The organism is Pseudomonas sp. Q2-TVG4-2 (assembly GCF_013620795.1).
Lineage (GTDB): Bacteria > Pseudomonadota > Gammaproteobacteria > Pseudomonadales > Pseudomonadaceae > Stutzerimonas.
The window spans coordinates 167,925-194,609 of sequence record NZ_LGLW01000004.1 but is presented as its reverse complement, the minus strand read 5'-3'; the positions used below and the strand labels follow the sequence as shown (position 1 = coordinate 194,609).

Here is a 26,685-nt window from a genome sequence, read left to right as displayed (position 1 = left end):
TGGCCTGTCACGGCACTTCGATTCCGGCGTGGTTGAGCATATCGACCAGTCGGATCAGTGGAAGCCCGATCAGGCTCGTGACATCTGATCCTTCGGTGAAGCGAAACAGGCTGATCCCCAGGCCTTCGGCCTTGAAGCTGCCTGCGCAGTCGAAGGGTTGCTCGGCCAGTAGGTAGCGTTCGATCAGCTGATCGTTGAGCGCTCGGAAATGAACGGTGAACGTTATGCAGTCGATCTGGGCGGTCCCTGTCCGGCTATCCAGCAACGCTAGCCCAGTCAGAAAGCTCACGCTTTTGCCGCTGCAGGCTTGCAGTTGATGCTTTGCCCGCTCGAACGTGTGGGGCTTGCCGAGAATGTTGTGCTCAAGCACGGCAACCTGGTCCGAGCCAATGATCAGATGATCCGGATGGGTCCCTGCCAATGCTTGTGCTTTCTCACGAGCCAGTCGGCGTACTAGCTGTTCCGGTAGCTCTTCGGCATGCGCGGTTTCGTCTATTTCCGGCGCATTGCAATCGAACGTCAACCGCAGTCGCGAGAGCAGTTCGCGCCGGTAAGGGGAGCTTGATGCGAGAAGCAGGCGGCGGTGCATTTTCCTTCCTTTATATAGGTGTTCGATTGCTGGTCGGCTGAAGCCAATTGTGCGGCTGAATTCCTTTGACAGTCGAGAGGCGCATCCCTAGAATGCCGCGCTTATGTTGAAAGGACCAATACCTCCGCACGTTGACCCGCGCAAGCTCGCTGACCGAGCGGCCGCCCTGAAGGGTGAGCTGCAATTGTCCGAGCTGAAGCGGCTCGTCGATCCTCTCGAGGACGATAAGGGTGTGGTGCGTGCCAGTTTTGATTTCGGGCGCGACGAGCAGCGCACTGTGGTCATCCACAGCGAGCTGGATGTTGAGGTCACAATGATTTGCCAGCGTTGTCTGGAGCCGGTTGTTCTGCCTATTCACAGCGAGTGCGATTATGCCGTGGTGAATGAAGGTTCGAGCAGTCAGCACCTGCCCAAGGGCTATGACGTGCTGGAAGTGGGAGAGGATCCTCTGGATCTGCTGGCGCTGGTTGAAGAGGAGCTTTTGCTCGCTCTTCCGATTGTTCCACTCCATGACCAAGAAGTTTGCCAGCCGCCGGTTGGGCCTGATGAGCCCGAGCCGAATGAGGACGAGGTATCGCGGTCCAACCCGTTCAGCGTACTGGCTCAGTTAAAGCGTGACCCAAACGTTTAGGAGTTGATCCCAATGGCTGTTCAGCAGAACAAAAAATCCCGTTCCGCCCGTGACATGCGTCGTTCGCACGACGCGCTCGAGCCGAACGCCCTGTCCGTGGAAAAGAGCACCGGTGAAGTTCACCTGCGTCACCACGTTTCCCCGGAAGGTTTCTACCGTGGTCGTAAAGTGATCGACAAGGGCGCTGACGAGTAAACCTTGTCTGCTCCGATCATAGCGATCGATGCAATGGGTGGGGACTTCGGTCCCCACTGCATTGTTCCGGCCAGTCTCAACTGTCTGGCTGAAGCCCCCTCGCTGCATCTGGCTCTCGTTGGCCAATCCTCCCTTATTGAAGAAATCATTGATCGCCAACCTGGTGTGGATCGCGCTCGCCTGACCATTGTTGACGCCGGCGAGGTGATCGGCATGGACGAACGTCCCGCCCAGGCGCTGCGGACCAAGCCGCGGTCATCCATGCGTGTCGCGCTGGAGTTAGTGCGTGATGGTCAGGCCCAGGCGTGCGTCAGTGCCGGTAATACGGGTGCGCTGATGGCGCTTGCTCGCCACGTCCTGAAGACGTTGCCAGGAGTTGATCGTCCGGCCATGGTGACCGCGATCCCTACGCTTGAAGGCGCATGCCTGCTTCTTGACCTGGGCGCGAATGTGGACTGCACTGCCGAGCACCTGTATCAATTTGCAGTGATGGGATCGGTTGCAGCTCAGAGCCTTGGTATCGAGCGACCGCGGGTCTCGTTGTTGAATGTGGGCACCGAAGAGATAAAGGGAAACCAGCAGGTCAAGGCGGCCGCAGGGCTTTTGCAGCAAGCCGGTGATATCAACTATCAAGGCTTCATCGAGGGTGATGGGCTGTTTCGCGGCGAGACTGATGTGGCGGTGTGCGATGGGTTTGTTGGCAATGTATTGCTCAAATCCAGTGAGGGCTTGGCGCATATGGTTGCTTTGCGAGTCGAGGCGCTTTTTCGTCGCTCGCTAATTTCGCGAGCAGTGGGCGCGCTGGCATTGCCGCTGTTGCGTCAGTTGCGGGCTGACCTTCGTCCGGCACAGTACAATGGTGCTAGCTTTTTGGGGCTTCAAGGCATCGTAGTCAAGAGTCATGGCAGTGCGGGCGCAGAGGGCTTTCGGTCGGCGATCCTGCGCGCCGCCCAGGACGTTCAGCACAACCTGCCGGCGCAACTGCATAGTCGGCTTGAACACCTGCTCGTGACCAATCGGTCGATAAACGGCGCCGGTGATGTGACCACCTCCGGCGGGTCGCCATCCAACTGACAATTCGGTGCGTCCTCGTGGCGTATTCCTTTTGACGAAAAACCACAAGAGAGCCGTTTCATGTCCGCATCACTTGCATTCGTCTTTCCCGGCCAGGGCTCCCAGGCCCTTGGCATGCTTGCTGAGCACGGTGCCCAACAATCCATAGTCATCGATACCTTTGCCGAAGCGGCATCCGTGTTGGGCTACGATCTCTGGACGCTTTGTCAGCAAGGTCCCGAGGAGCAACTGAATCAGACCGACAAAACCCAGCCGGCCATTCTTACCGCCTCGATTGCGCTGTGGCGCTTATGGCTGGCGGAGGGAGGGGCGAAGCCGGCGTTTGTCGCGGGTCACAGCCTGGGTGAATACTCCGCTCTGGTGGCTGCGGGCAGCCTCCCATTCGCTGACGCGGTGAAGCTGGTCGAGTTGCGTGGTCAGCTTATGCAGCAGGCCGTTCCAGCCGGCAATGGTGGTATGGCGGCGATCCTTGGGCTGGAGGATGGCGATGTTCTGGCAGCCTGTAGCGAAGCGGCGCAAGGTGAAGTCGTCAGTGCAGTCAACTTCAACGCGCCTGGTCAGGTCGTGATTGCCGGTAATGCTGCGGCCGTCGAGCGTGCTATCGAGGCTTGCAAGGCCAAGGGTGCCAAACGCGCCATGCCATTGCCGGTCAGCGTGCCTTCGCATTGCGATCTGATGCGGCCGGCGGCAGAGCGTTTCGCGGATTCCGTCACCGGAGCCGCCTGGCAAGCGCCCGAAATTCCCCTGGTGCAGAACGTCAGTGCCGCGATCGTTTCGGATCTCGACTCGCTCAAGCGCGACTTGCTGGCGCAGCTTTATAGCCCGGTTCGCTGGGTCGAGACCATTGTTGCGTTGAGCGAGCGCGGAGTGACCGATCTGGTCGAGTGCGGGCCGGGCAAAGTACTTTCCGGTCTCAACAAGCGCTGCGTCAAAGGCATCAATACCTACAACCTGGATACCCCAGAAGCTTTTGCAGCCACTCGTGGCGCATTGGTCTGAACAAGGAGACATCTATGAATCTGCAAGGCAAGGTTGCGTTGGTAACAGGGGCCAGTCGCGGTATCGGTCAGGCCATCGCGCTTGAGCTAGGCCGCCAGGGCGCCATCGTGATCGGCACGGCGACCTCATCTTCGGGAGCCGAGCGCATCGCCGAGACACTCAAGGAGAACGGCATCGAAGGTGCCGGATTGGTTCTAGATGTCAGCAGTGATGAGTCCGTTGCGACTACGCTGGAGCATATTCAGCAGCATCTTGGTCAACCGGCTATCCTGATCAACAACGCGGGTATTACACGTGACAACCTGATGCTGCGGATGAAGGACGATGAATGGCACGACGTTATCGACACCAATCTCAGTAGCCTCTACCGCCTGACCAAAGGGGTTTTGCGTGGTATGACCAAGGCGCGCTGGGGGCGGATCATCAGTATTGGTTCGGTGGTAGGTGCGATGGGTAACGCAGGGCAGGTAAACTACGCCGCCGCTAAAGCAGGGCTCGAAGGCTTCAGTCGAGCATTGGCTCGCGAAGTTGGCTCGCGTGGTATCACGGTCAATGCCGTGGCGCCGGGTTTCATCGATACAGACATGACGCGTGAGCTGCCAGAAGCTCAGCGTGACGCTCTGCTGGGGCAGATCCCGTTGGGTCGCCTTGGGCAGGCGGAAGAGATTGCCAAGGTCGTCGCCTTTCTAGCTTCTGACGGCGCTGCCTATGTTACCGGGGCGACAGTTCCGGTGAATGGCGGCATGTACATGAGTTAATGTGACGCCCGACGCATGTTTACAGTCATAACGGCTGATTCGTTTCGTTATAAAACTGTGGTTTGTATATAGACAGAAGGTTGAAGGCTGGTTCATGCTTGCCCGCTTTCAGCTTGAAATGCGGAAAACGCTTTCTATACACTACCGCGCAGACCAGCTGCCTGATTTTTCCATAGGAGTGAAAACAAGGTATGAGCACCATCGAAGAACGCGTCAAGAAAATCGTTGCCGAGCAACTTGGCGTCAAGGAAGAGGAAGTCACCAACAGCGCTTCCTTCGTTGAAGACCTGGGTGCCGACTCCCTTGATACCGTTGAGCTGGTAATGGCTCTGGAAGAGGAATTCGAGACCGAAATCCCAGACGAGCAGGCCGAGAAGATCACCACTGTTCAAGAAGCTATCGATTACATCAACGCGCACGCGCAGTAAGTTGTAATCCTGCTTCGAACCAGTAAGCCGCACTGCCTTGAACGGGGCAGTGCGGCTTTTGTTTGAGTTAGTTGAATTCAGCTGGTCGCGCACCTGCGTGCGACGCCTGATGGTTGGCCATCTGCCCGTTGCAATGGCGGCGGAGCTGAATGAGCCAAAATGTAAATGTAAGGAGAATTGCTGTGTCGCGTAGACGCGTCGTAATCACCGGGATGGGCATGCTATCGCCGCTGGGTAACGATGTGCCAAGCAGCTGGCAGGGGATTCTCGCCGGCCGCAGTGGTATCGGCCTGATAGAGCATATGGACCTCTCCGCCTATTCCACGCGCTTTGGCGGATCGGTCAAAAACTTTGACGTCGAGCAGTATTTGCCTGCGAAAGAAGCTCGCAAGCTCGATTTGTTCATCCAATACGGCCTGGCTGCCAGTTTTCAGGCAGTACGGGATTCCGGATTGGAAGTGACCGATGCCAACCGCGAGCGCATCGGTGTTGCTATGGGGTCGGGAATTGGCGGCCTGACCAATATTGAAAATAGCTGCAAGTCTCTAATCGAACAGGGCCCGCGGCGAATTTCGCCATTCTTCGTACCAGGCTCGATCATCAACATGGTGTCGGGCTTTCTATCGATCCATCTGGGCCTCCAGGGGCCGAACTATGCGATCGCCACGGCCTGTACTACCGGCTCGCATTGCATCGGCATGGCCGCTCGGAATATTGCCTACGGTGAAGCCGACGTCATGGTAGCAGGGGGCTCGGAAATGGCCGCCAGTGGCCTTGGGATTGGTGGCTTCGCCGCAGCGCGTGCGCTATCCACCCGCAATGACGATCCGGCTGCGGCCAGTCGGCCATGGGACAAGGGGCGGGATGGCTTCGTGCTGTCGGATGGTGCTGGCGCGCTGGTGCTAGAAGAGCTGGAGCATGCCAAGGCGCGCGGGGCGAAAATCTACGCGGAGCTGATCGGCTTCGGCATGAGTGCTGATGCGTTCCACATGACGTCACCGCCGGATGATGGCGCGGGTGCCGCTCGCTGCATTCGCAATGCGATCATGGACGCCAAGATCGATGCAGCCCAGGTGGATTACATCAATGCTCACGGCACTTCGACCCCCGCTGGTGACAAGGCCGAGGCCGCCGCGATAAAAACCGTATTCGGTGATCACGCCTATGAGCTGTCAGTCAGCTCGACAAAGTCCATGGTTGGCCACTTGCTGGGTGCTGCGGGTGCCGTCGAGGCGATCTTCAGTGTGCTGGCCATACGCGACAAGGTTGCACCGCCGACGATCAACCTGGATGAGCCAGATGACGGCTGCGATCTGGATTTTGTACCGCACGAAGCGAAACCGAAGGCAATCGATATCGCCATCTCCAATTCCTTTGGTTTCGGTGGCACCAACGGTTCGCTGGTTTTTCGCCGGTTCACCGAGTGATACCGAGTTGGGTGGACGGACAACCCGCGACCGGGTTGCCCCTCCATGATCGAGGATTTGCGTATGGCGACGGTCTGTTCGAGACCATAAAGGTCATCGATGGCTATCCGGAGCTGCTGGACCGCCATCTGGAACGTCTTGATCTTGGTTGCCAACGCTTCGCTATCCCCTGCGACATGACGGCTCTCCGGTCGCAAATTATCGCGTTTGGCAAGGCCCTTGGTGCTGGCGTGGCCAAGCTGGTCCTGACGCGTGGCGATGGTCGGCGCGGCTATGGCCCGCCAATTGACTGTCAGCCGCGAATCGTTCTGATGGGATCGCCGCTGCCAGATTATCCGCTCGATCATTCCAAAAATGGCGTACGCCTGTATGCCTGTACGACTCGTCTCGCCGAGCAGCCAGCGCTGGCCGGGTTGAAACATCTCAATCGGTTAGAGCAGGTATTGGCGCGTGCAGAATGGCAGGATCCCGACTTTGCCGAAGGCTTGATGCGCGATATCTCGGGGCGTGTCATCGAAGCGGTCTTCAGCAACATCTTTATTGCGCAATCGGACGTGCTGCTGACCCCCTCGCTCGATCGGTGCGGTGTGGCAGGCGTAATGCGTGCGGAGCTTCTTCATCGGGCTCGGCAGGCAGGGATTAAGACGACGGTCGGTGATATTTCGCTCGGACAACTGCTCGGGGCCGACGAGGTTTTCGTTTGCAACAGCCTGTATGGCGTCTGGCCTGTGCGGCAGTTCGAAGCCAACGTCTGGCCGGTGGGGCCGCTCACACGTAAACTCCAACGCCTAGTTGCTGATCTGTCGAGTAATACGTGATTCGAAAACTGTCTTTCGCGCTCTTGGGGGCCGCACTGGTCGCCGCGCTGGCGCTCGGTCTGGTTGCCTGGAAGCTTCACGCCGCATTGGAGCAGCCATTGCAGCTTAGCGAGGCGCAGACGCTAGACGTCAAACCCGGTGATACGCCCAGTGGCTTGTTTCAGCGTCTGGAGCGAGAAGGAATGTTGAGCGGCTCGTTTTGGCTGCGGCTGCACTGGCGGTTGAATCTTTCCGGGCACACCTTGCACAGCGGCGAATATCAGCTGCGCCTGGGAATGACCGCGCGTGAACTGCTCGGGTTATGGCAGCGTGGTGAGGTTGTTCAATACACCCTGACAATCGTTGAGGGTTGGAATTTCCGCCAGGTTCGCGCGGCGCTGGGGGCAACGACGACGATTCAGCAAACGCTCAACGATTTATCCGATCGCGAGATCATGGCGAGGCTCGGCCACCCGGAGTTGCATCCGGAAGGGCGATTCTTTCCTGATACTTATAGTTTCACCCGTGGCGTAACCGACCTCGAATTGCTTCAGCGGGCCTTTGCGCGGCTGGAGGCCGTTCTGGCCGAAGAGTGGCTGCAGCGCAGTAAAGGGTTGCCTTACCAAGAGCCTTATCAGGCGCTGATCATGGCTTCAATCATCGAAAAGGAAACCGGTGTGCCGTCGGAACGCGGCGAGATCGCTGGCGTCTTTGTTCGTAGGCTGGAGCAGGGTATGTTGCTGCAGACCGATCCGACGGTGATTTACGGCATGGGCGAGCGGTACAAGGGACGGATTACCCGTAACGACCTGCGCAGGCCAACCCCCTACAATACTTACACCAACAGTGGGTTACCGCCGACGCCGATTGCCATGGTCGGTCGCGAAGCTATTCACGCCGCGTTGCATCCCACCGAAGGGAAGAGCTTGTATTTTGTGGCGCGTGGTGACGGCAGTCATGTATTCAGTAATTCGTTGAGTGAGCACAATCGTGCAGTGCGGGAGTACCAGCTCAAGCGCCGCGCCGACTATCGCTCCAGCCCACCGCCCCGGCAAGCTCCGGCGCCGATCGAGAACACGCAGTGACAGGACTTTTTATCACCCTGGAAGGGCCCGAAGGCGCGGGCAAGAGCACCAACCGTGAATATCTCGCCCAGCGCCTTCGCGATCACGGCATTGATGTCGTGCTGACCCGAGAGCCTGGCGGAACACCATTGGCCGAGCGGATCCGCGAGCTTCTATTGACGCCCGCGGACGAGCCCATGATCAGCGATACTGAGCTGCTTCTGGTGTTCGCCGCGCGTGCACAACACCTTGCCCAGGTGATCCGCCCCGCGCTGGCGCGTGGCGCCGTGGTACTTTGCGATCGCTTCACCGACGCCACTTATGCCTATCAGGGCGGGGGGCGCGGGCTGTCCTGCCAGCGCATCGAGCAGCTTGAAAACTTCGTGCAAGGTGACATGCGGCCGGACCTGACGCTGATCTTCGATCTGCCTGTAGAGATCGGGTTGAGCCGCGCCGCTGCGCGTGGACGGCTCGATCGGTTTGAGCAGGAGGGGCTGGAGTTCTTCGAGGCCGTGCGTAGCGCGTATCTTGATCGTGCTCACCAGGTTCCGCAGCGCTATCGGGTGATCGATGCCGGTCAACCTTTGTCCGCGGTGCAACAGGATCTGGGTAGGCTCTTGCCCGAGCTGCTGGAGCGTGCGCTTGGCTGATGGCATTCTTCCATGGCAGACCGATCTCTGGCAGCTGCTAGCGGGGCGCCAACAGCATGCTCACGCTTACCTGCTGCACGGTCCCGCTGGCATCGGCAAGCGCACACTGGCCGAACAGTTGATGGCGCTCCTGCTGTGTCAGCAGCCGGCGCCGAGAGGAGCCTGCGGCTACTGCAAGGGTTGCACGCTGCTCGCCGCCCATACTCATCCTGACCATTACATTCTGGAGCCGGAGGAGGTCGATAAGGCCATCCGTGTCGATCAGGTCCGCCAGCTGGTTGGCTTTGTCACCCAGACCGCGCAGCTCGGCGGCCGCAAGGTGGTTTTGCTCGAACCGGCCGAGGCGATGAACCTGAACGCGGCCAACGCACTCCTCAAAAGCCTCGAAGAACCCGCAGGCGACACAGTGCTGCTATTGATCAGCCACCAGCCTAGCCGACTGCTGCCGACGATCAAGAGTCGCTGCGTGCAGCAAAGTTGCCCCTTGCCCGGTCGCCAGCAGAGCTTGGACTGGCTCGCCGGCAAGGTTCCGGACCTCTCGGCGGACCAGCGCGAGGAGTTGCTGACATTGGCGGCGAATTCGCCTCTGGCAGCGCTCAAGCTGCATGGTGTGGGCGTGCTGGAGTTGCGTGTGCAGGTCGTCGAGGGGGTGAAAAAGCTCCTCAAACGGCAGCAATCTCCCAGTCAGCTTGCTGAAGCGTGGAATCCGTTGTCACTGATCCTGCTATTTGACTGGTTTTGCGAATGGGCACATCTGATTTTGCGTTTCCAGATGACCGGTGATGAAGCGGGGCTTGGCGCTGCCGATATGCGAAAGGTCATCCAATACCTGGCGCAGAAGACTTCACCCGCCAGGCTGCTGGCACTGCAGGATTGGTTGTTGGCTCATCGGCAGAAAGTGCTGGGCAAAGCCAACCTCAACCGTGTCTTGCTTCTCGAAGCGCTCCTGGTGCAGTGGGCAAGCTTGCCCGGGCCAAGCTAGAATCCACCGGAACTGTTGTTAGGAATACCGCATGAGCCTGCCTGCAAATCTTGGTCCGCGTAATGGCATCCTGTCCCTGACCATCAAGGACAAATCGGTGCTCTACGCGGCGTTCATGCCGTTCATCAAGCATGGTGGATTGTTCATTCCCACCAACAAGAGCTACAAGCTCGGCGATGAAGTGTTCATGCTGCTGAGCCTGATGGATGAGCCCGAAAAGATCCCTGTCGCCGGCAAGGTCGTTTGGATCACTCCAAAAGGGGCGCAGGGTAACCGGGCCGCCGGCGTTGGCGTGCAGTTCAACGAGGGTGACTCGACGGCGCGCAACAAGATCGAAACCTATCTGGCCGGCGCGATGAAGTCTGATCGGCCAACGCATACCATGTAGTGCAGTTGCGGATATCTGCTCTGCTACCTCCCAAGCCTTCCTCGTTTTCGGTATCACCTGACCTCGTTGCGCCCGATCGGCTGCTTTGCTCTACAATGGCGCGTTTTCGGTTTGGGTATTTTCCATGCTGGTCGACTCGCATTGCCATCTCGATCGTCTCGATCTCGCCGTGCACGGCGGCTCGCTGGACGCAGCATTGAATGCTGCACGTCAGCGTGGCGTCGGGCACTTTCTGTGCATCGGCGTCAGTGCCGACAATACCGCAGCGGTCAAGGCGCTTGCGCAGCGCTACGAAGATGTAGACTGTTCGGTCGGGGTGCATCCGCTGGACCTTGAGCCCGGTGCTGAGCCCGCACTGGACTGGTTGTTGCGGGAGCTGGACGGGCCTGGTGTGGTGGCGATCGGCGAGACCGGGCTTGACTATCACTACGAACCCGAAGCCGCCGAGCTTCAGCAGCAGTCCTTCCGCCTGCATCTCGAGGCGGCTCGGATCTGTGGCAAACCAGTCATCGTTCACACCCGCGCGGCCCGTGCTGACACGCTGGGGTTGCTCCGCGAAGCGGCGTTGCCGCAGGCCGGCGTACTGCACTGCTTCACCGAAGATTGGGAGATGGCCAAGGCCGCGCTGGATCTTGGCTTCTACATTTCGCTGTCCGGCATCGTGACCTTCCGCAATGCCGATGCGCTTCGGGATGTGGCCCGGCGCGTTCCAGCGGATCGCCTGCTGGTCGAGACGGATTCGCCTTACCTGGCTCCGATTCCCTACCGCGGCAAGCCGAACCTGCCGCAATACGTTCGGGAAGTTGCCGAGTTTCTTGCTGAATTGCGCGGAGTCGAGTTCGATGCCCTTGCTGCGCAAACCACCGAAAACTTCAAACGACTATTCCCCTTGGCCCGAATCAAGGCGTGATTGAGCCCTTTCACGCTCGAAACGGCGTGGCGCAACGCGCCATCCGCTGATGCCGTGTACAATCCGCGCCGCTTCGGTTCGCATGCCTGGCATGCGGGCATGAAGGTTCAGTTCGGCCCCGTCTCGTCGCTCATTGGGCCGTATCGTTTTCCCGTCACAGACCAAACAAGGTGACGCCATGTCCAGCGATACGCTGCACACCGGTCCGCTTCAGCGCGGCCTAAAAAACCGGCACATTCAGCTGATCGCGCTCGGCGGGGCAATTGGCACGGGACTCTTTCTCGGTTCGGCCGGCGTGCTTCGCAGTGCGGGGCCGTCGATGATTCTCGGTTATGCCATTGGCGGAATCATCGCTTTCCTGATCATGCGTCAGCTTGGCGAGATGATCGTAGAAGAACCCGTCGCCGGATCCTTCAGCCATTTTGCGCATAAATACTGGACGCCCTATGCGGGCTTTCTATCCGGCTGGAACTACTGGGTCCTTTACGTGCTGGTGGGGATGGCCGAGTTGACAGCGGTAGGCAAGTACGTGCAGTTCTGGTGGCCCGAGATGCCAGCCTGGACCACGGCGGCGGCATTTTTCGTGTTGATCAATCTCATCAATCTAGTGAACGTGAAGACCTTCGGTGAGACCGAGTTCTGGTTCGCGATCATCAAGGTTGGCGCCATCATCGGAATGATCGCGCTGGGTCTGTATTTGCTATTGAGCGGCGAGGGCGGTGAGCAGGCCAGCTTCAGCAACCTCTGGAGTCATGGCGGATTCTTCCCCAATGGCGTCAGTGGAATGGTCATGGCGCTGGCAATCATCATGTTTTCCTTCGGCGGGCTCGAACTTGTAGGGATCACCGCCGCCGAAGCGTCAGATCCGAAAACAGTCATCCCTAAGGCCATCAATCAGGTGGTTTACCGCATCCTGATCTTCTATATCGGTGCGTTGAGCGTGCTGCTGGCGTTGTATCCCTGGGACAGCTTGCTGGCAACCCTGGGTGCGGCCGGTGACCCATACAGCGGAAGCCCCTTCGTTCAAATCTTTTCGCTGATCGGTAGTGACACCGCGGCGCATATCCTCAACTTTGTGGTACTGACCGCGGCGCTGTCGGTGTACAACAGCGGTGTCTATTGCAACAGCCGGATGCTATACGGCCTGGCGGAGCAGGGGGACGCGCCGAAGGTTTTGATGACCGTGAACCGTCGCGGAGTACCTGTTTTGGCAATCGCGCTCTCGGCGCTTGTGACCATGCTCTGCGTGTTGGTGAATTACCTGCTGCCGCAGACTGCCCTCGAGCTGCTCATGTCGCTGGTGGTTGCGGCGCTGCTGATCAATTGGGCGATGATCAGCCTCGCACACCTGAAGTTTCGCAAGGCGATGGCAGCGCAGGGTATTGAGCCGTCGTTCAAGGCCTTCTGGTATCCCTTCAGCAATTACCTTTGCCTGGCTTTCGTGGTGCTGATTGCGGTGATCATGCTCTCGATGCCTGGGTTGCGCACATCGATAATCGCGATACCGTTCTGGGCGTTGTTCATCTGGATCTGTTTCCAGCTCCGGCTTTTCAGTCGGCGTGCCAGGCCTGTCTGATCCGCGATTCATGTCGCCCTCCGGGCAAAAAAAACCCGGCCTCGCGAGGAGCCGGGTCAAGACCATTAGGAGTATGAGGTCACGTTCCTCGCTCCCTCAGCTGGCCGAGCATTGGGGGGATTGCGCGGCCAGTGCCTGAAGTATTGGCCCTGATCGGCAACTCTGCAGGCCGAATGGCACCGTTTTTAAAACGGATTTGGAATAGTTGCGCCCAAGTTGATCGCTCACTTTGCAAGCAGCCCGTGAACCACCGCCAATGTTTGCTCAATGACGTTCGGGTGGGTATAGAAATGCGGCGAGAGCCGTACGCCTCCGCCACGAAGGGCACAGACGATCTGCTCCGCCTTGAGACGTTCGAACAGCGCTGGGTTTTCCCAGCCCTCGACTCTGAAGGTCATGATGCCGGCTCGTCGAAGCGGATCGGCCGGGCTCAGCAGTTCAACGCCCGGCATGGCATTCAGCTCGTATTGCAGATGATCGATACGTTCGGCCAGTGCTCGACCCACTTCGATCATGCCGACATCCTCCAATAGCGACAGACTCGCCTCCAGCGCCATGGCACCGAGCAGGTTCGGACTGCCGCACTCGAATCGGCGTGCGCTGCGGGCCGGCTGCCAATCCTGTCGATCATAGTCGCCGACGTGCTCGAGCATATGCCAGCCGTACTCGTGGAGCTTCAACTTGGCACGCAGATCGCTGCGGCAATAAAACACGCCGAGGCCTTCGGGACCTAGCAGCCATTTGTGTCCATCCGCCATGGCGAAGGCGCACCGGTACTGCTGAACATCGAACGGCAGTGCGCCGAGCTGTTGAATCGCATCGATGCACAGCAGCACGTCACGTTGTTCGCATCCTTCGCCGAGTCGGGGCAGATCGAGGCGCAGGCCGCTAGCGTATTGCACGGCACTGATTGCCATCAGGCGCACGTTCGGTCCGCAGGCTGCCAGCAGAGCTGCTTCCGGATCATTGCCCTTGAGGCTGACCTGGACCACTTCCACACCTTGGGGTCGCAGGGCCTCCCAGACCACCCGGTTGGATGGAAACTCTTCGTCACTGATGATGATCTGGTCACCTGCTTTCCAGTCCAGGCCGAACGCCACGAATGAAAGTGCTTCGGACGTGTTTTTGACCAGCGCGATGTCTGCCGAAGCTGGTGCGTTCAGCAATCTGGCCAGGCGGTTACGCAATCTGGTTTCAACTGCGAGCCACTGCGGGTAATCACGCGCGCCGAGCGTCATATTCTGTTCGGCGAACGCCACCACGGCTTCGGTCGCCCGGCGAGGCCAGGGCGCGACGGCGGCGTGATTTAGGTATCGTAATCCTTCGATTTGAGGGAATTCGTCATTCAATGTACTCATGGGCAATGTTCCGTGCATTTTCTGACTAGATAGGCATAATCATCTGCTTCGATTTCCAGCCGCAGCCTCTTATGCAAAATGAACCCCGGAAGGTCCGTGAATTTCGCCGTCGCGAGCAAGAGATTCTCGATACTGCGCTTCAGCTGTTCCTAGACCAAGGAGAGGACAGCGTCACCGTCGAGATGATCGCCGACATGGTTGGCATCGGCAAAGGCACCATCTACAAGCATTTCAAATCCAAGGCTGAGATTTACTTGCGGCTTATGCTCGACTACGAGCGGGACTTGAATGAGCTCCTGCACTCACCGAGCCTCGATCAGGACAAGGAGGCGCTGTCGCGCGCCTACTTCGAATTTCGCATGCGCGACCCTCAGCGCTATCGCCTGTTCGATCGTCTCGAAGAAAAGGTCGTCAAGGGCAATCAGGTTCCGGAAATGGTCGAGGAGCTCCATCGTATTCGCGCATCGAACTTCGAGCACCTGACCCAACTGATCAAGGGGCGCATCTCCGAGGGTAAGCTGGAAGACGTGCCGCCGTACTTCCACTATTGCGCAGCCTGGGCGCTGGTACACGGCGCTGTAGCGCTTTACCACTCCCCGTTCTGGAGCAATGTTCTGGAAGACCAGGAAGGCTTCTTCCAGTTTCTGATGGATATCGGCGTACGCATGGGCAACAAGCGCAAGCGCGATTAACCCGCTATCACCGGGTAGCTAGTGTAGTAGTTACTATGACGATAAGCCGTTTCCGCGCGCGTCGATTGATGCGTGACCTTTGCCTATCAGCAAGCAGCGGGCGCGCACGGCTACAAGCAGACCACGATTGAGCGCCCGGCCATCCCGCATAGGCTAGACCGCGGATTCGTTGTCCAGCACCCGAGCCGAGTTTGTGCGGTGATATCACTTACGTATGGGCGCAAGCTCGCTGGCATTCCTGGCCGAAGTGCTGGATCTGCACACGCGACGGACGATTGGCTGGGCGTCCCCAAAGCCGGATGCCGAGCTGGTGATCAAGGCCCTCGACATGGCCTACGAACAACGTCGTCGACCACGACAGGTGCTGTTCCATTCCGACTTGGACACTCGCCGATGGAGCGTCTGTTTCGCAGCCTAAAGTCGGTGTGTATTCCGGCGGCTGGCCTACCTGACGGCACGGGAGCTCAGCGGGACATCAGCCCCATTCCTGATGCTGCTACTACTGGATCAGGCCGCATCAGCACAATGACGGATTACCGCCAATGGGGGCTGAAGAAAAACGTAACTCACGGTCTGGGATGGGTTGACCGCTGCAAGCAAAAAGGCCGCCCTGTAGAGGCGACCCGAAGTTGCTCCTAAAACTTGACTACAGCCCCATCTTCCGGGATGGCTATCCGGTCTTGAATACCTTTCTCCGTAACATAGGCCTTCAGCTCGTTGCGGGTCTGACCCATATGGTTGATGGAGTCCATATGAGTTGCCACGATCCTGGCGTCAGGCACCGCCTGGGCAGCGCGGACAACATCTTCCTTGCCCATGATGATGGCGCCCTCGTAGCCGGTTACCAGTGCGTAGCCCGCGTTAACGACTACAATTTCTGGGCTGTACTGAGTCAGCGCCTGATCAACTTCGTCACGCCAGATCGTGTCACCCACCAGGTACGTGGTCATCTGGCCAGGGGCTTCGAAAACGACACCCATCGCGTCCCCAAGGTTTTTAGCGAGCTGCGGATCGGCGTACATCTTGTCGGTGCCGTGCTGGCCACCGGTCTTGCTCAGGGTAACTCCGCCAAACTCTGTCCCGTCCTCCAGAACACGAACGTCTTGAAAGCCTTGGTTGCGAATGATCTTCGCATCGGACTCGTTCTGTACGAACAAAGGGAGATTCTTGGGCACCAGTTGCTGGGCCGCGTCGTCCCAATGGTCGAGGTGAGTGTGCGTAACGATGACCGCATCCACGCCAGCCAGTACTTCCGGCGTCGACACCGGTAGCTCGACCAGCGGATTGCGCAGCTCGCTGCGATACGTGCCTTCAAAACCGGGATAGGTGCCTTTTTTGGCCAGCATCGGATCGATAAGGAACGTGGTATCGGCGTAGCTGATTTTCACCGTGGCATTGCGAATCTGCTGCATCTGCACCGCGGCACTGGCCGAGGCGGATGAGCGGGTGTTTATCTCCTTGGCCCAGCTAGCGCCAGCGGTGAGGCTGAGAGCAAGTACCAGAGAACTTGCGAGAATCCGTTGAAACAGCATGAGGGCGACTCCTAAGGGTGTGCTGTTGAGGGGAGTGTGCATTGTGGGGATCGGGCCTGAGAGGTGAAATCGGCCTGAAAGACAATTAGCGATAAATTCGGGCCAAGCTGTTATTGAAAACCGCTGGGTTCAGCGCGCCGTGCCTGGCTCCGTGCCAAAGCGGCGTCGGTAGGCGCCGGGTGTAAGCCCGACGACGCGCGTGAACACTTTCCTGAATGCGCCAGGGTCCGCATAACCGACCTCCCAGGCGACCCGTTCGATAGGCAGGCGGCTGGTCTGCAGCAATTCGCGGGCGCGACCGACGCGTAGCCGCTGGCAGTAGTCTGTGGTGGTCATGCCCGTGGCCTTGCGAAAACGCCTGAGAAAGGTCCGCTCTTCCAGCCCTGCGCGTTGTGCTAGCTCGGCCAGGGCAGTCTCCCCGGCAGCGGTCTCTTGCAACCATTGCTGGACGGCTAGAATGGCGCTGTCGCCGTGGTTCAGTCGCGGTGAGAAGGCGCTGTAGTAACGCTGCTGCCGGCCCGGTGGGTCGATGACCAGCATCTGCGCGGTGTCGATCATCGCTTTTGCGCCCAAGTAGCGGTCGACCAGCCGCAACCCCAGATCGGTCCAGGCCATGAGCCCGCCGGCGGTGATGATGTCATCGGCGTCGATGATGAGCTGGTCGGCATTCAGGCGTACGTCAGGGAAGCGGGCCATGAAGCGCTCGACATACAGCCAATGGGTGGTCGCGGTACGCCCGGCCAGCAGTCCGGTTTCGCCAAGCAGGAATGCCCCAGCGCATATTGACGCCAGCCGGACGCCGGCCTGGTGGTGCTGGCGAAGCCAGTCCAGATAGGGACGCGCAGCCTCGGCAGAAATCGGCTCCTCCAGGCTGGGCGGGAGGATCAGCACGCTGGGTTCGCCGCAGGCGTCGGGGTGGGAGTCATGGACCCGCTTGGCTGCCTGGTCGGTTTCGCCCAGTTGCCAATGGCTGATGCGCAGCGGTAATCGGTCGGGATCGGCCGCCGCGCCGTCGAACCGCCCGGCGATGCCGAACAGATCCGTAAGGCCGAATACGGTCGCCATCTGTACGCCGGGGTAGAGCACGATACCCAGTTCGATTTGCGGTTGATTTAGCATCTGTCGATAGCGCCCTCGAAGTTGTCGGTCCCACCCCTTCGCAGTGCTGCGCGAATGACCAATGATGTTTTCGACATTTCATACAGCATCTTCGCAGGAGCTAGCCATGAGCAAGCGTGCACTGGTCGTAATCGACCTTCAGAACGAATACCTACCAACGGGCAAGTTGCCGCTCAGCGGCATCGAGGCCGCCGTGGCTAACGCGGCAAAAGTGATCGCCGATGCCCGCGCCAAGAGCACTCCAGTCATCCATGTCCGTCATGAGTTCGCCCACGATGAGATGCCGATGTTCGTTCCCGGCAGCGATGGTGTGCAGATCCAGGCCGCCGTTGCGCCACAAGCGGGTGAGCCGGTGGTCGTGAAGAACTACCCGAACTTCTTCCGCGACACGAATCTCAAGCAACTGCTGGACGAGCAAGGCGTTGGTGAGTTGGTCGTGGTTGGTGCCATGAGCCACATGTGTGTCGACGCTGGTGTACGGGCGGCGGCCGACATGGGTTACCCGGTCACCGTCATCCATGATGCCTGTGCCACCCTGGACCTTGAGTTCGGCGGTGTTCAGGTGCCGGCGGCTCAGGTCCATGCCGTGATGATGGCAGCCCTGGGCTTCGCTTATGCCAGCCTGACGTCGACCGAAGAATATCTTGCGGCCTGAGTCTTTGTGCTGACAGATGATTCCGGCCCGCGCGATCGCGGGCCGGGTTGCTGAAGAATGTAGGCCAAGCGGTATTCAGTCCATCGACGAGCTGCGAGCGCTATCCCGGTGCATGCAGCCGTCTGCCGCTTTGCTCGACCAGATCATCGAGGGCGATTCGTCGATTTGACGAACGCACCAGCGCGGTCTCGCCGGTATCTCCGTGTACTGCATAGACCGTCTCGCTCAGGCCGGTACCTAACTCAATGCCCCAGCCGCCAGCCAGCCGAGCCCAGCACCGACCAAAGCGCCCAACTGCCCAGCTGTGGCACCGATCATCACACCGGTTATCGCGCCGACAGATTTGCGGCGGTGTGGTCGTCGGCTACAGCGATGGTTCATCAGCCAACAATGCCGCTGGTTGCCAGCAGGGCTGCGCTCAGGCTCAGCGCGAAATTTCGACCGTTCATCAGCATCTTCCTTCATCGGTTGATGCGGCAGACCATATTCAGTGTGTGTGCGCCGGCCGTTTCTGGTAGTGAGATTCTCGAGCTGTCGACATAAACGAGCTGCTGGCCCAGGTTACGATCTCAGAAACATATGGGCCAAAAAAACCAGAGCTTGTGCGATACTCGCTGGCCATTTACTCCGCTGCGGTATCCCCATGTCTTCGTTGAATGTCTGTGTTGTCGCTTTCGAAGGGGTGAGCCTGTTCCACCTGTCAGTGCCTGCTATGGTCTTGGGGGCTGGGGATGCAGGATCGAGCGGCGCTCGTTATGAGGTATCTTATTGCGCGGCGCAGCCGGGCAAGGTGCACTGTGATCAGGGGCTTACGATCGACGTGCCGGATGGGATGGCGCCCATGGCGCGCGCCGACATTGTCATCGTCCCTGCCTGGAATGATCCTGTGGTGCCGGCTCCTGCGGAGCTGATCGACGGCTTGCGTCAGGCTCATGCGCGCGGCGCCTTGATTGTTGGGCTGTGTCTTGGTGCCTTCGTACTGGGCGACGCCGGGCTGCTCGATGGGCGGGAAGCGACCACGCACTGGGTGGCCCGCGAGGTGTTTGCCCAGCGCTTTCCACGAAGCCATTTCCGGCCCGACGTGCTCTACGTGGCGGACGATAACGTCATCACCTCGGCTGGCACAGTCGCCGCCATTGATTGCTGCCTCCATTTGCTGCGTCAGCGTCACGGTGCGGATGTGGCAAACCGGATCGCGCGGCTCTTGGTCACCCCCCCGCATCGTCAGGGGGGGCAGGCCCAGTACATTGAACAGCCGGTACCCCAACTGCCGAGCGAGAGCCGGCTACCGGAAGTGCTGGCATGGGCGCGGCAGCATTTGGAGGAGGCCCTGTCGCTCGATGCCCTTGCCGAGGTGGCCCACATGAGCCGCCGAACCTTCACGCGGCGATTCCGCGAGGCGACGGGCACCACCTTCATCAGATGGCTCAATGCCGAGCGAGTAGCAAGGGCCCAGCAGTTGCTGGAAACGACGGAAATGCCCATCGAATGCGTTGCCTCGCAGGTCGGCTTCGGCACCACGCTGTCGCTGCGTCAGCAATTCGCAGCCCAGTTGGGCACCACGCCGTCGGCATACCGGCGTACCTTCCATGCGGTGGTTGGCTGAGTTGGCTAATGAACAAGTAAGTAGCTTTGAAGCTACTTTGTGTGGAGCTGGCTTGTTTGCTGCATCGCTTCGCTATTCGTCGGTTTTCCGTCAGCGGCAGGAGCAAAAGATGAAAGTGTTTAGCCTTATCGCGGCCATGCTCGTGTTGAGCGGGTGCATGAAGGTGAGCGACATGGCCGAGGGCACTCGCCATCAACTGCGAGATGTGGGGTTCCTCGATCACAGCGAGACCGTGAGGTCTGCCTCCTGGCGGCTGCAGCCCGATTCGTTCATTTATATCGCCCAAGGTCACTTCGTCCCGCCCGGTGACGCCTACCCTCGGCCGAACGTAGTCGCGGAAGAAGCCTTCAAGGGGTTCGTCGAGTACTTTCCGCTCGTGCGGCGCGCTCCAGAGCCGGCCGGGTTGGAAGAGGCATTGAACCAGGCGGCCGCCGTCGGTGCCCATTACTTGCTGTATACGCGATTTGCTGCTGCCGACGACCGCATCGGCAGTTTCGACGAGCTCAACGATCAGCGGGCGCTTGATCGTCTGGGTGTCGATACCAGCGTGGTTCAATTGATGCTGATCGAGACCGGCAATCGTTATCTGGTCGATACCGCACGAATTCGCAGCCGCGGCGGGCTGCTGAATATTTATGACGCGACGCCACAGGTGCTGCTGGGGCCGCCCTTGCGTGACTATGCTCGGCGCCTGACAGGCCTCAGCCGTTGAGGAGGGCTTATGAGCGATTCTGGTAAAGCTGGGGATTTGCTGGGTCAGATCCCGAAAACCGAGAAGGGCTTGCCACCGGTGCATCTGTGGAACCCGCCGTTTTGTGGTGATCTGGATATGCGAATCGCCCGCGACGGTAATTGGTTCTACATGGGGACACCGATAGGACGGCCAGCCATGGTGCGGCTATTTTCCACTGTGATTCGGCGAGACGGCGACGACTACTTTCTGGTGACGCCGGTCGAGAGGGTCGGCATTACAGTTGATGATGCGCCGTTCGTGGCGATCGAGTTAGCGGTAGAAGGGAGCGGCGACGCTCAAGTGCTGCGCTTCATCACGAATGTTGGTGACGAGATCGAGGCTGGAGCGGAGCATCCGATGCGGGTCGAACTCGATCCAGAGAGCCAGGAACCGGCGCCCTACGTGCATGTGCGCGCCAATCTTGAGGCGCTGATTCATCGCAACGTTTTCTACCAGCTGGTTGAGCTGGCGGTGCCGCGCGAAATCGATGGTGCCAATTGGCTGGGTGTGTGGAGCCACGGGCAATTCTTCCCTATTGGCCGGACCGAATAACCAGAACGGAGCGAGGCGATCGCTCAAAACCCACCGGGCAAGAAAAAGGCTCCCGTGGGAGCCTTTGTGCTGTTACATGTTGGGGTAGTTGGGCCCTCCGGTACCTTCCGGGGCTACCCAGGTAATGTTCTGAGCGGGATCCTTAATGTCACAGGTCTTGCAGTGCACGCAGTTCTGCGCGTTGATCTGGAAGCGCTTGCTGCCATCGTCATTATCGACCACCTCGTAGACGCCGGCCGGGCAGTAGCGTTGGGCGGGCTCGTCGTACAGCGGTAGATTCTTCTCGATCGGGATGCTCGGATCGGTAAGCTTGAGATGGACGGGCTGTTCCTCTTCATGGTTGGTGTTGGAGAGGAACACCGAACTGAGCTTGTCGAAGCTAAGCTTTCCGTCAGGCTTGGGATAGTCGATCTTTTTCGATTCGGCTGCAGTTTTCAGGCACGCATAGTCCGGCTTGGTGTCGTGCAGCGTGAACGGAATTTTGCCGCCAAAGATGTTCTGATCGATAAAGTTGAACGCACCGCCCTTTACCGCGCCCCACTTGTGAATCGCGGCGCCGAAGTTGCGGCTCGCATACAGCTCCTGGTAGAGCCAGCTGGCCTTGAAGCCTTCTTCATAGCCGGTCAGCTCATCACCACCTTCGCGACCTGCGAACAGGGCGTCCGCTACCGCTTCGGCGGCCAGCATGCCGGACTTCATCGCGGTATGGCTGCCCTTGATCTTGGCGAAGTTCAGCGTGCCCGCATCGCAACCGATCAATGCGCCGCCATTGAACACCATCTTCGGCAGCGAATTGATGCCGCCTTTAGCGATGGCGCGTGCACCGTAGGAGACTCGCTTGCCACCTTCGAGATACTGTTTGATCACCGGATGGTGCTTGTAGCGCTGGAATTCATCGAACGGGGAGAGGAAGGGGTTGCTGTACGACAAATCGACGATCAGGCCGACTACGACCTGGTTGTTCTCCAAGTGATAGAGGAACGAGCCGCCAGTGTTGGCGTCATTCAAGGGCCAGCCCGCGGTATGCACCACCAATCCCTGCTCGTGCTTGGCCGGGTCGATATCCCAAAGTTCTTTGATGCCGATGCCGTAATGTTGCGGATCGACGTTGGCATTGAGCTGAAAACGGTTGATCAGCTGCTTGCCGATATGGCCACGGCAGCCCTCGGCGAACAGGGTGTACTTGGCGCGCAGCTCCATGCCAGGGGTGTACATGCCTTCCTTTGGATTGCCTTCACGGTCGACGCCGAGGTCGCCGGTGACAATGCCGCGAACCACGCCTTGTTCATCGATAAGCGCTTCCTGCGCGGCAAAGCCTGGGTAGATTTCTACACCGAGGTTTTCGGCCTGCTGGGCCAGCCAACGGCAGAAGTTACCCAGGGAGATAATATAGTTGCCCTCGTTGTGCATGGTTTTCGGAACCAATGCGTTGGGCAGTTTGCGAGCGGCTTCGGCGCTCTTGAGCAGGTAGATGTCGTCGCGCTTGACCGGGGTATTCAGTGGCGCTTCGAGCTCTTTCCAGTTAGGAAACAGTTCATTCAACGCGCGCGGCTCGAACACGGCACCGGATAGAATGTGGGCGCCAACTTCGGAACCCTTCTCAACGACGCAGACGCTGATTTCCTTTCCGGCATCGGCGGCTCGTTGCTTCAGTCGGCAGGCAGCGGATAGGCCCGCGGGGCCGGCGCCGACGATGACTACGTCGAATTCCATGTATTCGCGTTCCATTGGCTATCTCCTACTCAAGGCTTGATTATTCTATAGATAGTGAAGGCTGGATCGTTTTTCCCTGACCAGGCCGAGCTGCGGCATTATATATAGCCGCCGGAAAGGGTCCAATACAAACGTTTGTTTGAATTTCCTTCCAGCCTGCTAGAATCCGGAAACTGTGGCTTATAACGGGGTATTTGCGTTATTGACCCCGACTATTGCCTGCAGTCAAGATACGGGCAGTTTTGTGCTCGCCGAACAGGTCCTGAGGCTGAATTGACGGCCCGGACCTTGAGCATGGCTCGGTTCGCCTCGGCGAAATTCTATTCACCGGAGAGTAACGAGGAATCCATGAAGATTCTTGTAGCTGTCAAACGAGTGGTCGATTACAACGTCAAGGTTCGCGTCAAGGCGGACAACTCCGGCGTCGACCTGGCCAACGTCAAGATGTCGATGAACCCCTTCTGCGAGATCGCCGTGGAAGAAGCCGTGCGCCTAAAAGAGAAGGGTGTAGCGAGCGAAATCGTCGTGGTTTCCATCGGTCCTACCGCTGCCCAGGAACAACTGCGTACCGCGCTGGCACTGGGTGCAGATCGCGCCGTACTGGTCGAGTCGACTGAAGAGCTGAACTCCCTGGCCGTGGCCAAGCTGCTCAAGGCCGTGGTCGACAAGGAACAGCCACAGCTGGTGATTCTCGGCAAGCAGGCCATCGACAGCGACAACAACCAGACCGGCCAGATGCTGGGTGCGCTGACTGGCTTCGCCCAGGGTACTTTCGCTTCGAAGGTCGAAGTGTCGGGCGATAAGGTTAATGTCGAGCGTGAAATCGACGGCGGCGCGCAGACCGTTGCGCTGAACCTGCCGGCCATCGTGACCACCGACTTGCGCCTGAACGAGCCGCGCTATGCGTCGCTGCCGAACATCATGAAAGCCAAGAAGAAGCCGTTGGAAGTCCTGACGCCCGACGCGCTTGGCGTATCTACCGGCTCCACCGTCAAGACCCTGAAAGTCGAAGCGCCGGCTGCTCGCAGCGCCGGCATCAAGGTCAAGTCCGTGGCAGAACTGGTCGAGAAACTGAAGAACGAGGCGAAGGTAATCTAAATGACTATCCTGGTTATCGCTGAACACAACAATGCCGTTCTGGCCGCTGCGACCCTCAACACCGTGGCTGCTGCAAAAGCTATTGGCGGCGACATTCACGTGCTGGTTGCCGGCTCCGGTTGCGGCGCCATCGGTGAGGCGGCTGCCAAGATCGAAGGCGTTTCCAAGGTGCTGGTCGCCGACGATACGGCCTATGCCCATCAGCTGCCGGAAAACGTCGCGCCGCTGATTGCGGGACTGGCCAAGGATTACAGCCACGTGCTGGCTGCTGCCACCACCAATGGCAAGAACTTCCTGCCGCGCGTCGCTGCCCAGCTGGATGTCGACCAGATCTCCGAAATCATCGCCGTCGAGAGCGCCGACACTTTCAAACGCCCGATTTATGCCGGCAATGCCATCGCGACTGTTCAATCCAGCGCCGCGATCAAAGTCATCACCGTGCGTGCGACCGGTTTCGATCCGGTCAGCGCTGAAGGTGGCTCGGCCAGCGTCGAGCAGGTGTCCGGTACCGGCGATGCGGGTGTTTCCGCGTTCGTCGGCGAAGAGCTGGCCAAGTCCGATCGTCCTGAGCTGACGGCTGCCAAGATCGTCGTCTCCGGCGGGCGCGGCATGCAGAACGGCGAAAACTTCAAGCATTTGTATTCGCTGGCCGACAAGCTCGGTGCTGCCGTTGGTGCCTCGCGCGCTGCGGTCGATGCCGGCTTCGTACCCAACGATATGCAGGTCGGTCAGACCGGCAAGATCGTCGCACCGCAGTTGTACATCGCGGTTGGCATCTCCGGCGCGATTCAGCACCTGGCGGGCATGAAGGACTCCAAGGTGATCGTCGCGATCAACAAGGACGAGGAAGCACCGATCTTCCAGGTTGCCGATTATGGCCTGGTGGGCGATCTGTTCGAAATCGTGCCGGAGCTTGAGAAGCTCGTATAACCGAGCCGCTTCAGAAAAACCCGCTCTCGTAGCGGGTTTTTTGTGGGCGCTCGGCTGTGCTGGCCAGTGGTAACATTCCGGCTGCTCCGACAAATGCCTGCCCGATCCCGAACGATGAGGTTCTCCATGCGCTGTGCCGCTCCGCTGAAATCCGCCTTGATCGCTTTGTTGTTGGCTGCCCCCTTCGCGGCGAGCGCGGCGGCTGCAAAGTGTGACCGGTTGATTGCGACCGGTGGAGCGGACAATCCACCGTTCCTGTGGCGTGATCCGCAGAATCCCAAGCGTCTGGTCGGCGCGAATGCCGATCTGCTGAAGGAGATCACCGACTCACTCGACCTGAAGCTCGAGCTGCTCTACACGGGCGGTGCAGCCAAAGCGCTGGAAGAGGTTCGCAGCGGTCGGGTCGATCTGCTGGCCGATGCACAGCTCGATGTAAAGGACTTGGCGCATCTGGATTTCATACATCCGTCGATCGCGACCTTGCAAATGTCCGCCTGGGTACGCAATGAGCCGGGCTTTCTCTATTCCAGTCGCGAGGAACTGGCGGAGCGCTCGGGCACCTATGTTGCGACGACGCGCTTCGGTAGTGAGCTCCAGGCGTATGCCAAACAAAACCTTCAGTTGCGCTCGGCCCCCAGCCTGGCCGAAGCCATGCAAAGGTTATTGGCAGGCAAAACCGACTATGTGTTGCATGAGCGATACAGCGTGGTTGCACAGGCTGGTTCTCAGGGTCTACTCGAAGCTATACAGCGGCTCGAACCTCCCGTATCCAGCCGCGGCATGCATTTCGCGGTGGCACACGACTCGGCCTGTAATGGGCCTTGGCTGCGCGGACAGCTCGCGACCAAAATGACAGAATTGCGCGCCGCCGGGGTGCCTCAGCAGTTGTTGGTGAAGAACCTTGAGCGCTGGAAGCAGCAACCGGTGCCAACAAGCAATTCGCAACGCTAGGACCTCTCTCTTGATAAAACATCTTTCCTGCATGCTCGTGCTGTCGGTGATGGTCGGCTGCGCCAGCGACCCGGCACCGTCCGAGCAGTTGCGCCTCACTGAGCAGGCGGTGATCCAGGCGCGTTCAGTAGGCGCATCGGAGCAGACACCTGAACTGGTGCTGGCCGAACAGAGACTCATGGCTGCGATCACGGCTATGAAGCGAAAGCATTATCTGGCGGCCCGCCGGCTAGCGGAGAAGGCGGAGCTGGACGCCCGGCTGGCGGAGGCCAGCGTCCTGAACGATAAGAGCCAGCAGGAGTTGTCAGAGCTGAGTCGACGCATCGCACGGCTACGCGAACAATTGGGAGATCTGCAGTGAAGCCCGTTCTTCTCTCCTCCGTATTGCTGGTGGCGCTTTTCGGGCTGCAGGGGTGCGCCTCGCAGGAATCGCAACGGCAGCTGGAGCAGGCTTCCAGTACGTTTCAAAGCGTCAGTGAAGATCTGCAGATCCTCCGTGAAGCGCCCAAGGACGTGATGCGTGCGGCTGAGTCGCTTGAAAGAGCCCAACGTTTTGCCGGCTACTGGGGCAGTGCCGAGGATGTCGAGCATTACGCCTATCTCAGCCAGCGTTATAGCGAGATCGCTCGGCAGCACAGCGAGCAGATTCTGAATCAGCGGCGCGCTACCCAGCTGAACATGGAGCGGGAGCGTCTGCGTCAAGCCTTGCAGGAGGCCAAGCTGATCGGTCTGCAGTACCAGGATCGCTCGCAGGAAGAACAGATGATCAGCCTGGCGGCCGCTGAAACCGATCGCGGTTTGGTAATGACGCTCGGGGACGTGCTGTTCAAGGCGGCCAGCGCCGAGTTGGACCCATCCGCCAACCGTACGCTGCTTCAGGTCGTACATTTCCTCCAGCTTAATCCTAAGCGTAAGGTCCGGATCGAGGGTTACACCGATAATCGGGGCGACGCGGCGGAAAACCTCGCCTTGTCCAAGGCTCGAGCACAGGCGGTGGGCGACTTCATGCAAAGCCTCGGTGTCGACGCTCAGCGCTTGGAAGTGGTCGGCTACGGCGAGCAGCATCGCGTCGCCGAAAACGCATCGGCGCGGGGGAGGGCGCAAAATAGGCGGGTCGAGATTTTGTTTTCCGATGAGCAAGGACGACTGAATAACTCCCGTTGATGCAGTGCGTATGGAGTAAGGCAAGGTAACCGACTGTGTCGGCGAGTTAACTGCTAACTGTATTGGTTGCGCATTACGGTGTTGTACTACTGTTATGGTTCAGTTGGCGGAGAC

29 protein-coding genes and 1 pseudogene are annotated in these 26,685 nt (G+C 59.2%); 25 read left to right on the top strand and 5 right to left on the bottom strand.

The window, feature by feature from the left end; translation table 11 throughout:
• Positions 1 to 7: 7 nt before the first annotated feature.
• Positions 8 to 589, bottom strand: coding sequence for a nucleoside triphosphate pyrophosphatase (locus tag H3028_RS09130; RefSeq protein WP_181296704.1), 582 nt, complete (start codon positions 587 to 589; stop codon positions 8 to 10).
• Positions 590 to 692: 103 nt separating this feature from the next.
• Here H3028_RS09130 and H3028_RS09125 point away from each other — a divergent pair, with 103 nt between their 5' ends.
• From H3028_RS09125 to H3028_RS09060, 14 genes are all read left to right on the top strand, one after another.
• Positions 693 to 1,220, top strand: a complete 528-nt coding sequence (locus H3028_RS09125) for a YceD family protein (RefSeq protein WP_168424207.1) — start codon at positions 693 to 695, stop codon at positions 1,218 to 1,220.
• A gap of 12 nt (positions 1,221 to 1,232) precedes the next feature.
• A complete protein-coding gene (rpmF, locus tag H3028_RS09120; protein ID WP_019342480.1) occupies positions 1,233 to 1,415 on the top strand; it encodes a 50S ribosomal protein L32 in 183 nt (60 codons plus the stop codon).
• Between the two features lie 3 nt (positions 1,416 to 1,418).
• On the top strand, positions 1,419 to 2,489 hold the full coding sequence (gene plsX, locus H3028_RS09115; RefSeq protein ID WP_181296703.1) for a phosphate acyltransferase PlsX: 1,071 nt from the start codon (positions 1,419 to 1,421) through the stop codon (positions 2,487 to 2,489).
• A gap of 60 nt (positions 2,490 to 2,549) precedes the next feature.
• Complete coding sequence (gene fabD / locus H3028_RS09110; RefSeq protein ID WP_181296702.1) at positions 2,550 to 3,488, top strand: ACP S-malonyltransferase; 939 nt, start codon at positions 2,550 to 2,552, stop codon at positions 3,486 to 3,488.
• Between the two features lie 14 nt (positions 3,489 to 3,502).
• Positions 3,503 to 4,246, top strand: coding sequence for a 3-oxoacyl-ACP reductase FabG (gene fabG, locus H3028_RS09105; RefSeq protein ID WP_181296701.1), 744 nt, complete (start codon positions 3,503 to 3,505; stop codon positions 4,244 to 4,246).
• A gap of 191 nt (positions 4,247 to 4,437) precedes the next feature.
• Positions 4,438 to 4,674 (top strand): acyl carrier protein, encoded by a 237-nt coding sequence (gene acpP / locus H3028_RS09100; protein ID WP_003283670.1) that lies wholly within the window; start codon positions 4,438 to 4,440, stop codon positions 4,672 to 4,674.
• Positions 4,675 to 4,856: 182 nt separating this feature from the next.
• Positions 4,857 to 6,101: a beta-ketoacyl-ACP synthase II gene (gene fabF, locus H3028_RS09095; RefSeq protein WP_181296700.1), complete on the top strand. Its 1,245-nt coding sequence runs from the start codon at positions 4,857 to 4,859 to the stop codon at positions 6,099 to 6,101.
• Between the two features lie 11 nt (positions 6,102 to 6,112).
• Entirely contained in the window at positions 6,113 to 6,919 is an 807-nt protein-coding gene (pabC, locus tag H3028_RS09090; RefSeq protein WP_219920035.1) for an aminodeoxychorismate lyase, read from the top strand.
• Positions 6,916 to 7,983, top strand: coding sequence for an endolytic transglycosylase MltG (gene mltG / locus H3028_RS09085; protein ID WP_181296698.1), 1,068 nt, complete (start codon positions 6,916 to 6,918; stop codon positions 7,981 to 7,983). Before pabC ends, mltG begins: the two co-directional genes overlap by 4 nt.
• Positions 7,980 to 8,612, top strand: a complete 633-nt coding sequence (tmk, locus tag H3028_RS09080) for a dTMP kinase (protein WP_181296697.1) — start codon at positions 7,980 to 7,982, stop codon at positions 8,610 to 8,612. Before mltG ends, tmk begins: the two co-directional genes overlap by 4 nt.
• Positions 8,605 to 9,594: a DNA polymerase III subunit delta' gene (locus H3028_RS09075; protein WP_219920032.1), complete on the top strand. Its 990-nt coding sequence runs from the start codon at positions 8,605 to 8,607 to the stop codon at positions 9,592 to 9,594. The genes tmk and H3028_RS09075 overlap by 8 nt, the downstream gene beginning before the upstream one ends.
• Positions 9,595 to 9,625: 31 nt before the next feature.
• A complete protein-coding gene (locus tag H3028_RS09070) occupies positions 9,626 to 9,982 on the top strand; it encodes a PilZ domain-containing protein (RefSeq protein ID WP_019342489.1) in 357 nt (118 codons plus the stop codon).
• A 124-nt stretch (positions 9,983 to 10,106) separates the two neighbouring features.
• Positions 10,107 to 10,892, top strand: coding sequence for a TatD family hydrolase (locus H3028_RS09065; protein WP_181296695.1), 786 nt, complete (start codon positions 10,107 to 10,109; stop codon positions 10,890 to 10,892).
• 178 nt (positions 10,893 to 11,070) lie between these two features.
• Complete coding sequence (locus H3028_RS09060; protein ID WP_181296694.1) at positions 11,071 to 12,468, top strand: amino acid permease; 1,398 nt, start codon at positions 11,071 to 11,073, stop codon at positions 12,466 to 12,468.
• Positions 12,469 to 12,692: 224 nt separating this feature from the next.
• On the opposite strand, the gene H3028_RS09055 is transcribed toward H3028_RS09060, so the two are convergent.
• Positions 12,693 to 13,826: an aminotransferase class V-fold PLP-dependent enzyme gene (locus tag H3028_RS09055; RefSeq protein WP_181296693.1), complete on the bottom strand. Its 1,134-nt coding sequence runs from the start codon at positions 13,824 to 13,826 to the stop codon at positions 12,693 to 12,695.
• Between the two features lie 71 nt (positions 13,827 to 13,897).
• Between H3028_RS09055 and H3028_RS09050 the strand changes: the two genes are divergently transcribed.
• Entirely contained in the window at positions 13,898 to 14,518 is a 621-nt protein-coding gene (locus H3028_RS09050) for a TetR/AcrR family transcriptional regulator (protein WP_168424217.1), read from the top strand.
• 41 nt (positions 14,519 to 14,559) lie between these two features.
• Positions 14,560 to 15,105 (top strand): annotated as a pseudogene (locus H3028_RS21250) (DDE-type integrase/transposase/recombinase); the annotation flags it as partial.
• 48 nt (positions 15,106 to 15,153) lie between these two features.
• Here the strand turns inward: H3028_RS21250 and H3028_RS09040 are convergent.
• Both H3028_RS09040 and H3028_RS09035 read right to left on the bottom strand, forming a co-directional pair.
• Positions 15,154 to 16,050, bottom strand: a complete 897-nt coding sequence (locus H3028_RS09040) for an MBL fold metallo-hydrolase (RefSeq protein WP_181296691.1) — start codon at positions 16,048 to 16,050, stop codon at positions 15,154 to 15,156.
• Between the two features lie 129 nt (positions 16,051 to 16,179).
• Positions 16,180 to 17,169 (bottom strand): GlxA family transcriptional regulator, encoded by a 990-nt coding sequence (locus tag H3028_RS09035; RefSeq protein WP_181296690.1) that lies wholly within the window; start codon positions 17,167 to 17,169, stop codon positions 16,180 to 16,182.
• 106 nt (positions 17,170 to 17,275) lie between these two features.
• Between H3028_RS09035 and H3028_RS09030 the strand changes: the two genes are divergently transcribed.
• From H3028_RS09030 to H3028_RS09015, 4 genes are all read left to right on the top strand, one after another.
• The gene (locus H3028_RS09030) at positions 17,276 to 17,824 is read left to right on the top strand and encodes a cysteine hydrolase family protein (protein WP_181296689.1); all 549 of its coding nucleotides are present in this window, start codon (positions 17,276 to 17,278) and stop codon (positions 17,822 to 17,824) included.
• Between the two features lie 643 nt (positions 17,825 to 18,467).
• Positions 18,468 to 19,430 (top strand): GlxA family transcriptional regulator, encoded by a 963-nt coding sequence (locus H3028_RS09025; RefSeq protein ID WP_181296688.1) that lies wholly within the window; start codon positions 18,468 to 18,470, stop codon positions 19,428 to 19,430.
• Between the two features lie 109 nt (positions 19,431 to 19,539).
• Positions 19,540 to 20,142 carry a DUF4823 domain-containing protein gene (locus tag H3028_RS09020; protein ID WP_181296687.1) on the top strand — a complete coding sequence of 201 codons (603 nt, stop codon included), beginning with the start codon at positions 19,540 to 19,542 and terminating at the stop codon, positions 20,140 to 20,142.
• A gap of 9 nt (positions 20,143 to 20,151) precedes the next feature.
• Positions 20,152 to 20,715 (top strand): DUF1285 domain-containing protein, encoded by a 564-nt coding sequence (locus H3028_RS09015; protein WP_181296686.1) that lies wholly within the window; start codon positions 20,152 to 20,154, stop codon positions 20,713 to 20,715.
• A gap of 72 nt (positions 20,716 to 20,787) precedes the next feature.
• Here H3028_RS09015 and H3028_RS09010 read toward each other — a convergent pair whose 3' ends face one another.
• Positions 20,788 to 22,443 (bottom strand): electron transfer flavoprotein-ubiquinone oxidoreductase, encoded by a 1,656-nt coding sequence (locus H3028_RS09010; protein WP_181296685.1) that lies wholly within the window; start codon positions 22,441 to 22,443, stop codon positions 20,788 to 20,790.
• Between the two features lie 333 nt (positions 22,444 to 22,776).
• On the opposite strand from H3028_RS09010, the gene H3028_RS09005 reads away from it, so the two are divergent.
• From H3028_RS09005 to H3028_RS08985, 5 genes are all read left to right on the top strand, one after another.
• Complete coding sequence (locus tag H3028_RS09005; protein WP_168424224.1) at positions 22,777 to 23,526, top strand: electron transfer flavoprotein subunit beta/FixA family protein; 750 nt, start codon at positions 22,777 to 22,779, stop codon at positions 23,524 to 23,526.
• Positions 23,527 to 24,456: an electron transfer flavoprotein subunit alpha/FixB family protein gene (locus H3028_RS09000; RefSeq protein ID WP_181296684.1), complete on the top strand. Its 930-nt coding sequence runs from the start codon at positions 23,527 to 23,529 to the stop codon at positions 24,454 to 24,456. It begins immediately after the preceding gene.
• A gap of 126 nt (positions 24,457 to 24,582) precedes the next feature.
• A complete protein-coding gene (locus H3028_RS08995) occupies positions 24,583 to 25,407 on the top strand; it encodes an ABC transporter substrate-binding protein (protein WP_181297101.1) in 825 nt (274 codons plus the stop codon).
• Between the two features lie 49 nt (positions 25,408 to 25,456).
• Positions 25,457 to 25,768: a DUF4398 domain-containing protein gene (locus H3028_RS08990; RefSeq protein WP_181297100.1), complete on the top strand. Its 312-nt coding sequence runs from the start codon at positions 25,457 to 25,459 to the stop codon at positions 25,766 to 25,768.
• Positions 25,765 to 26,571 (top strand): OmpA family protein, encoded by an 807-nt coding sequence (locus tag H3028_RS08985; RefSeq protein ID WP_181296683.1) that lies wholly within the window; start codon positions 25,765 to 25,767, stop codon positions 26,569 to 26,571. The genes H3028_RS08990 and H3028_RS08985 overlap by 4 nt, the downstream gene beginning before the upstream one ends.
• The last annotated feature ends 114 nt before the right edge of the window (positions 26,572 to 26,685 follow it).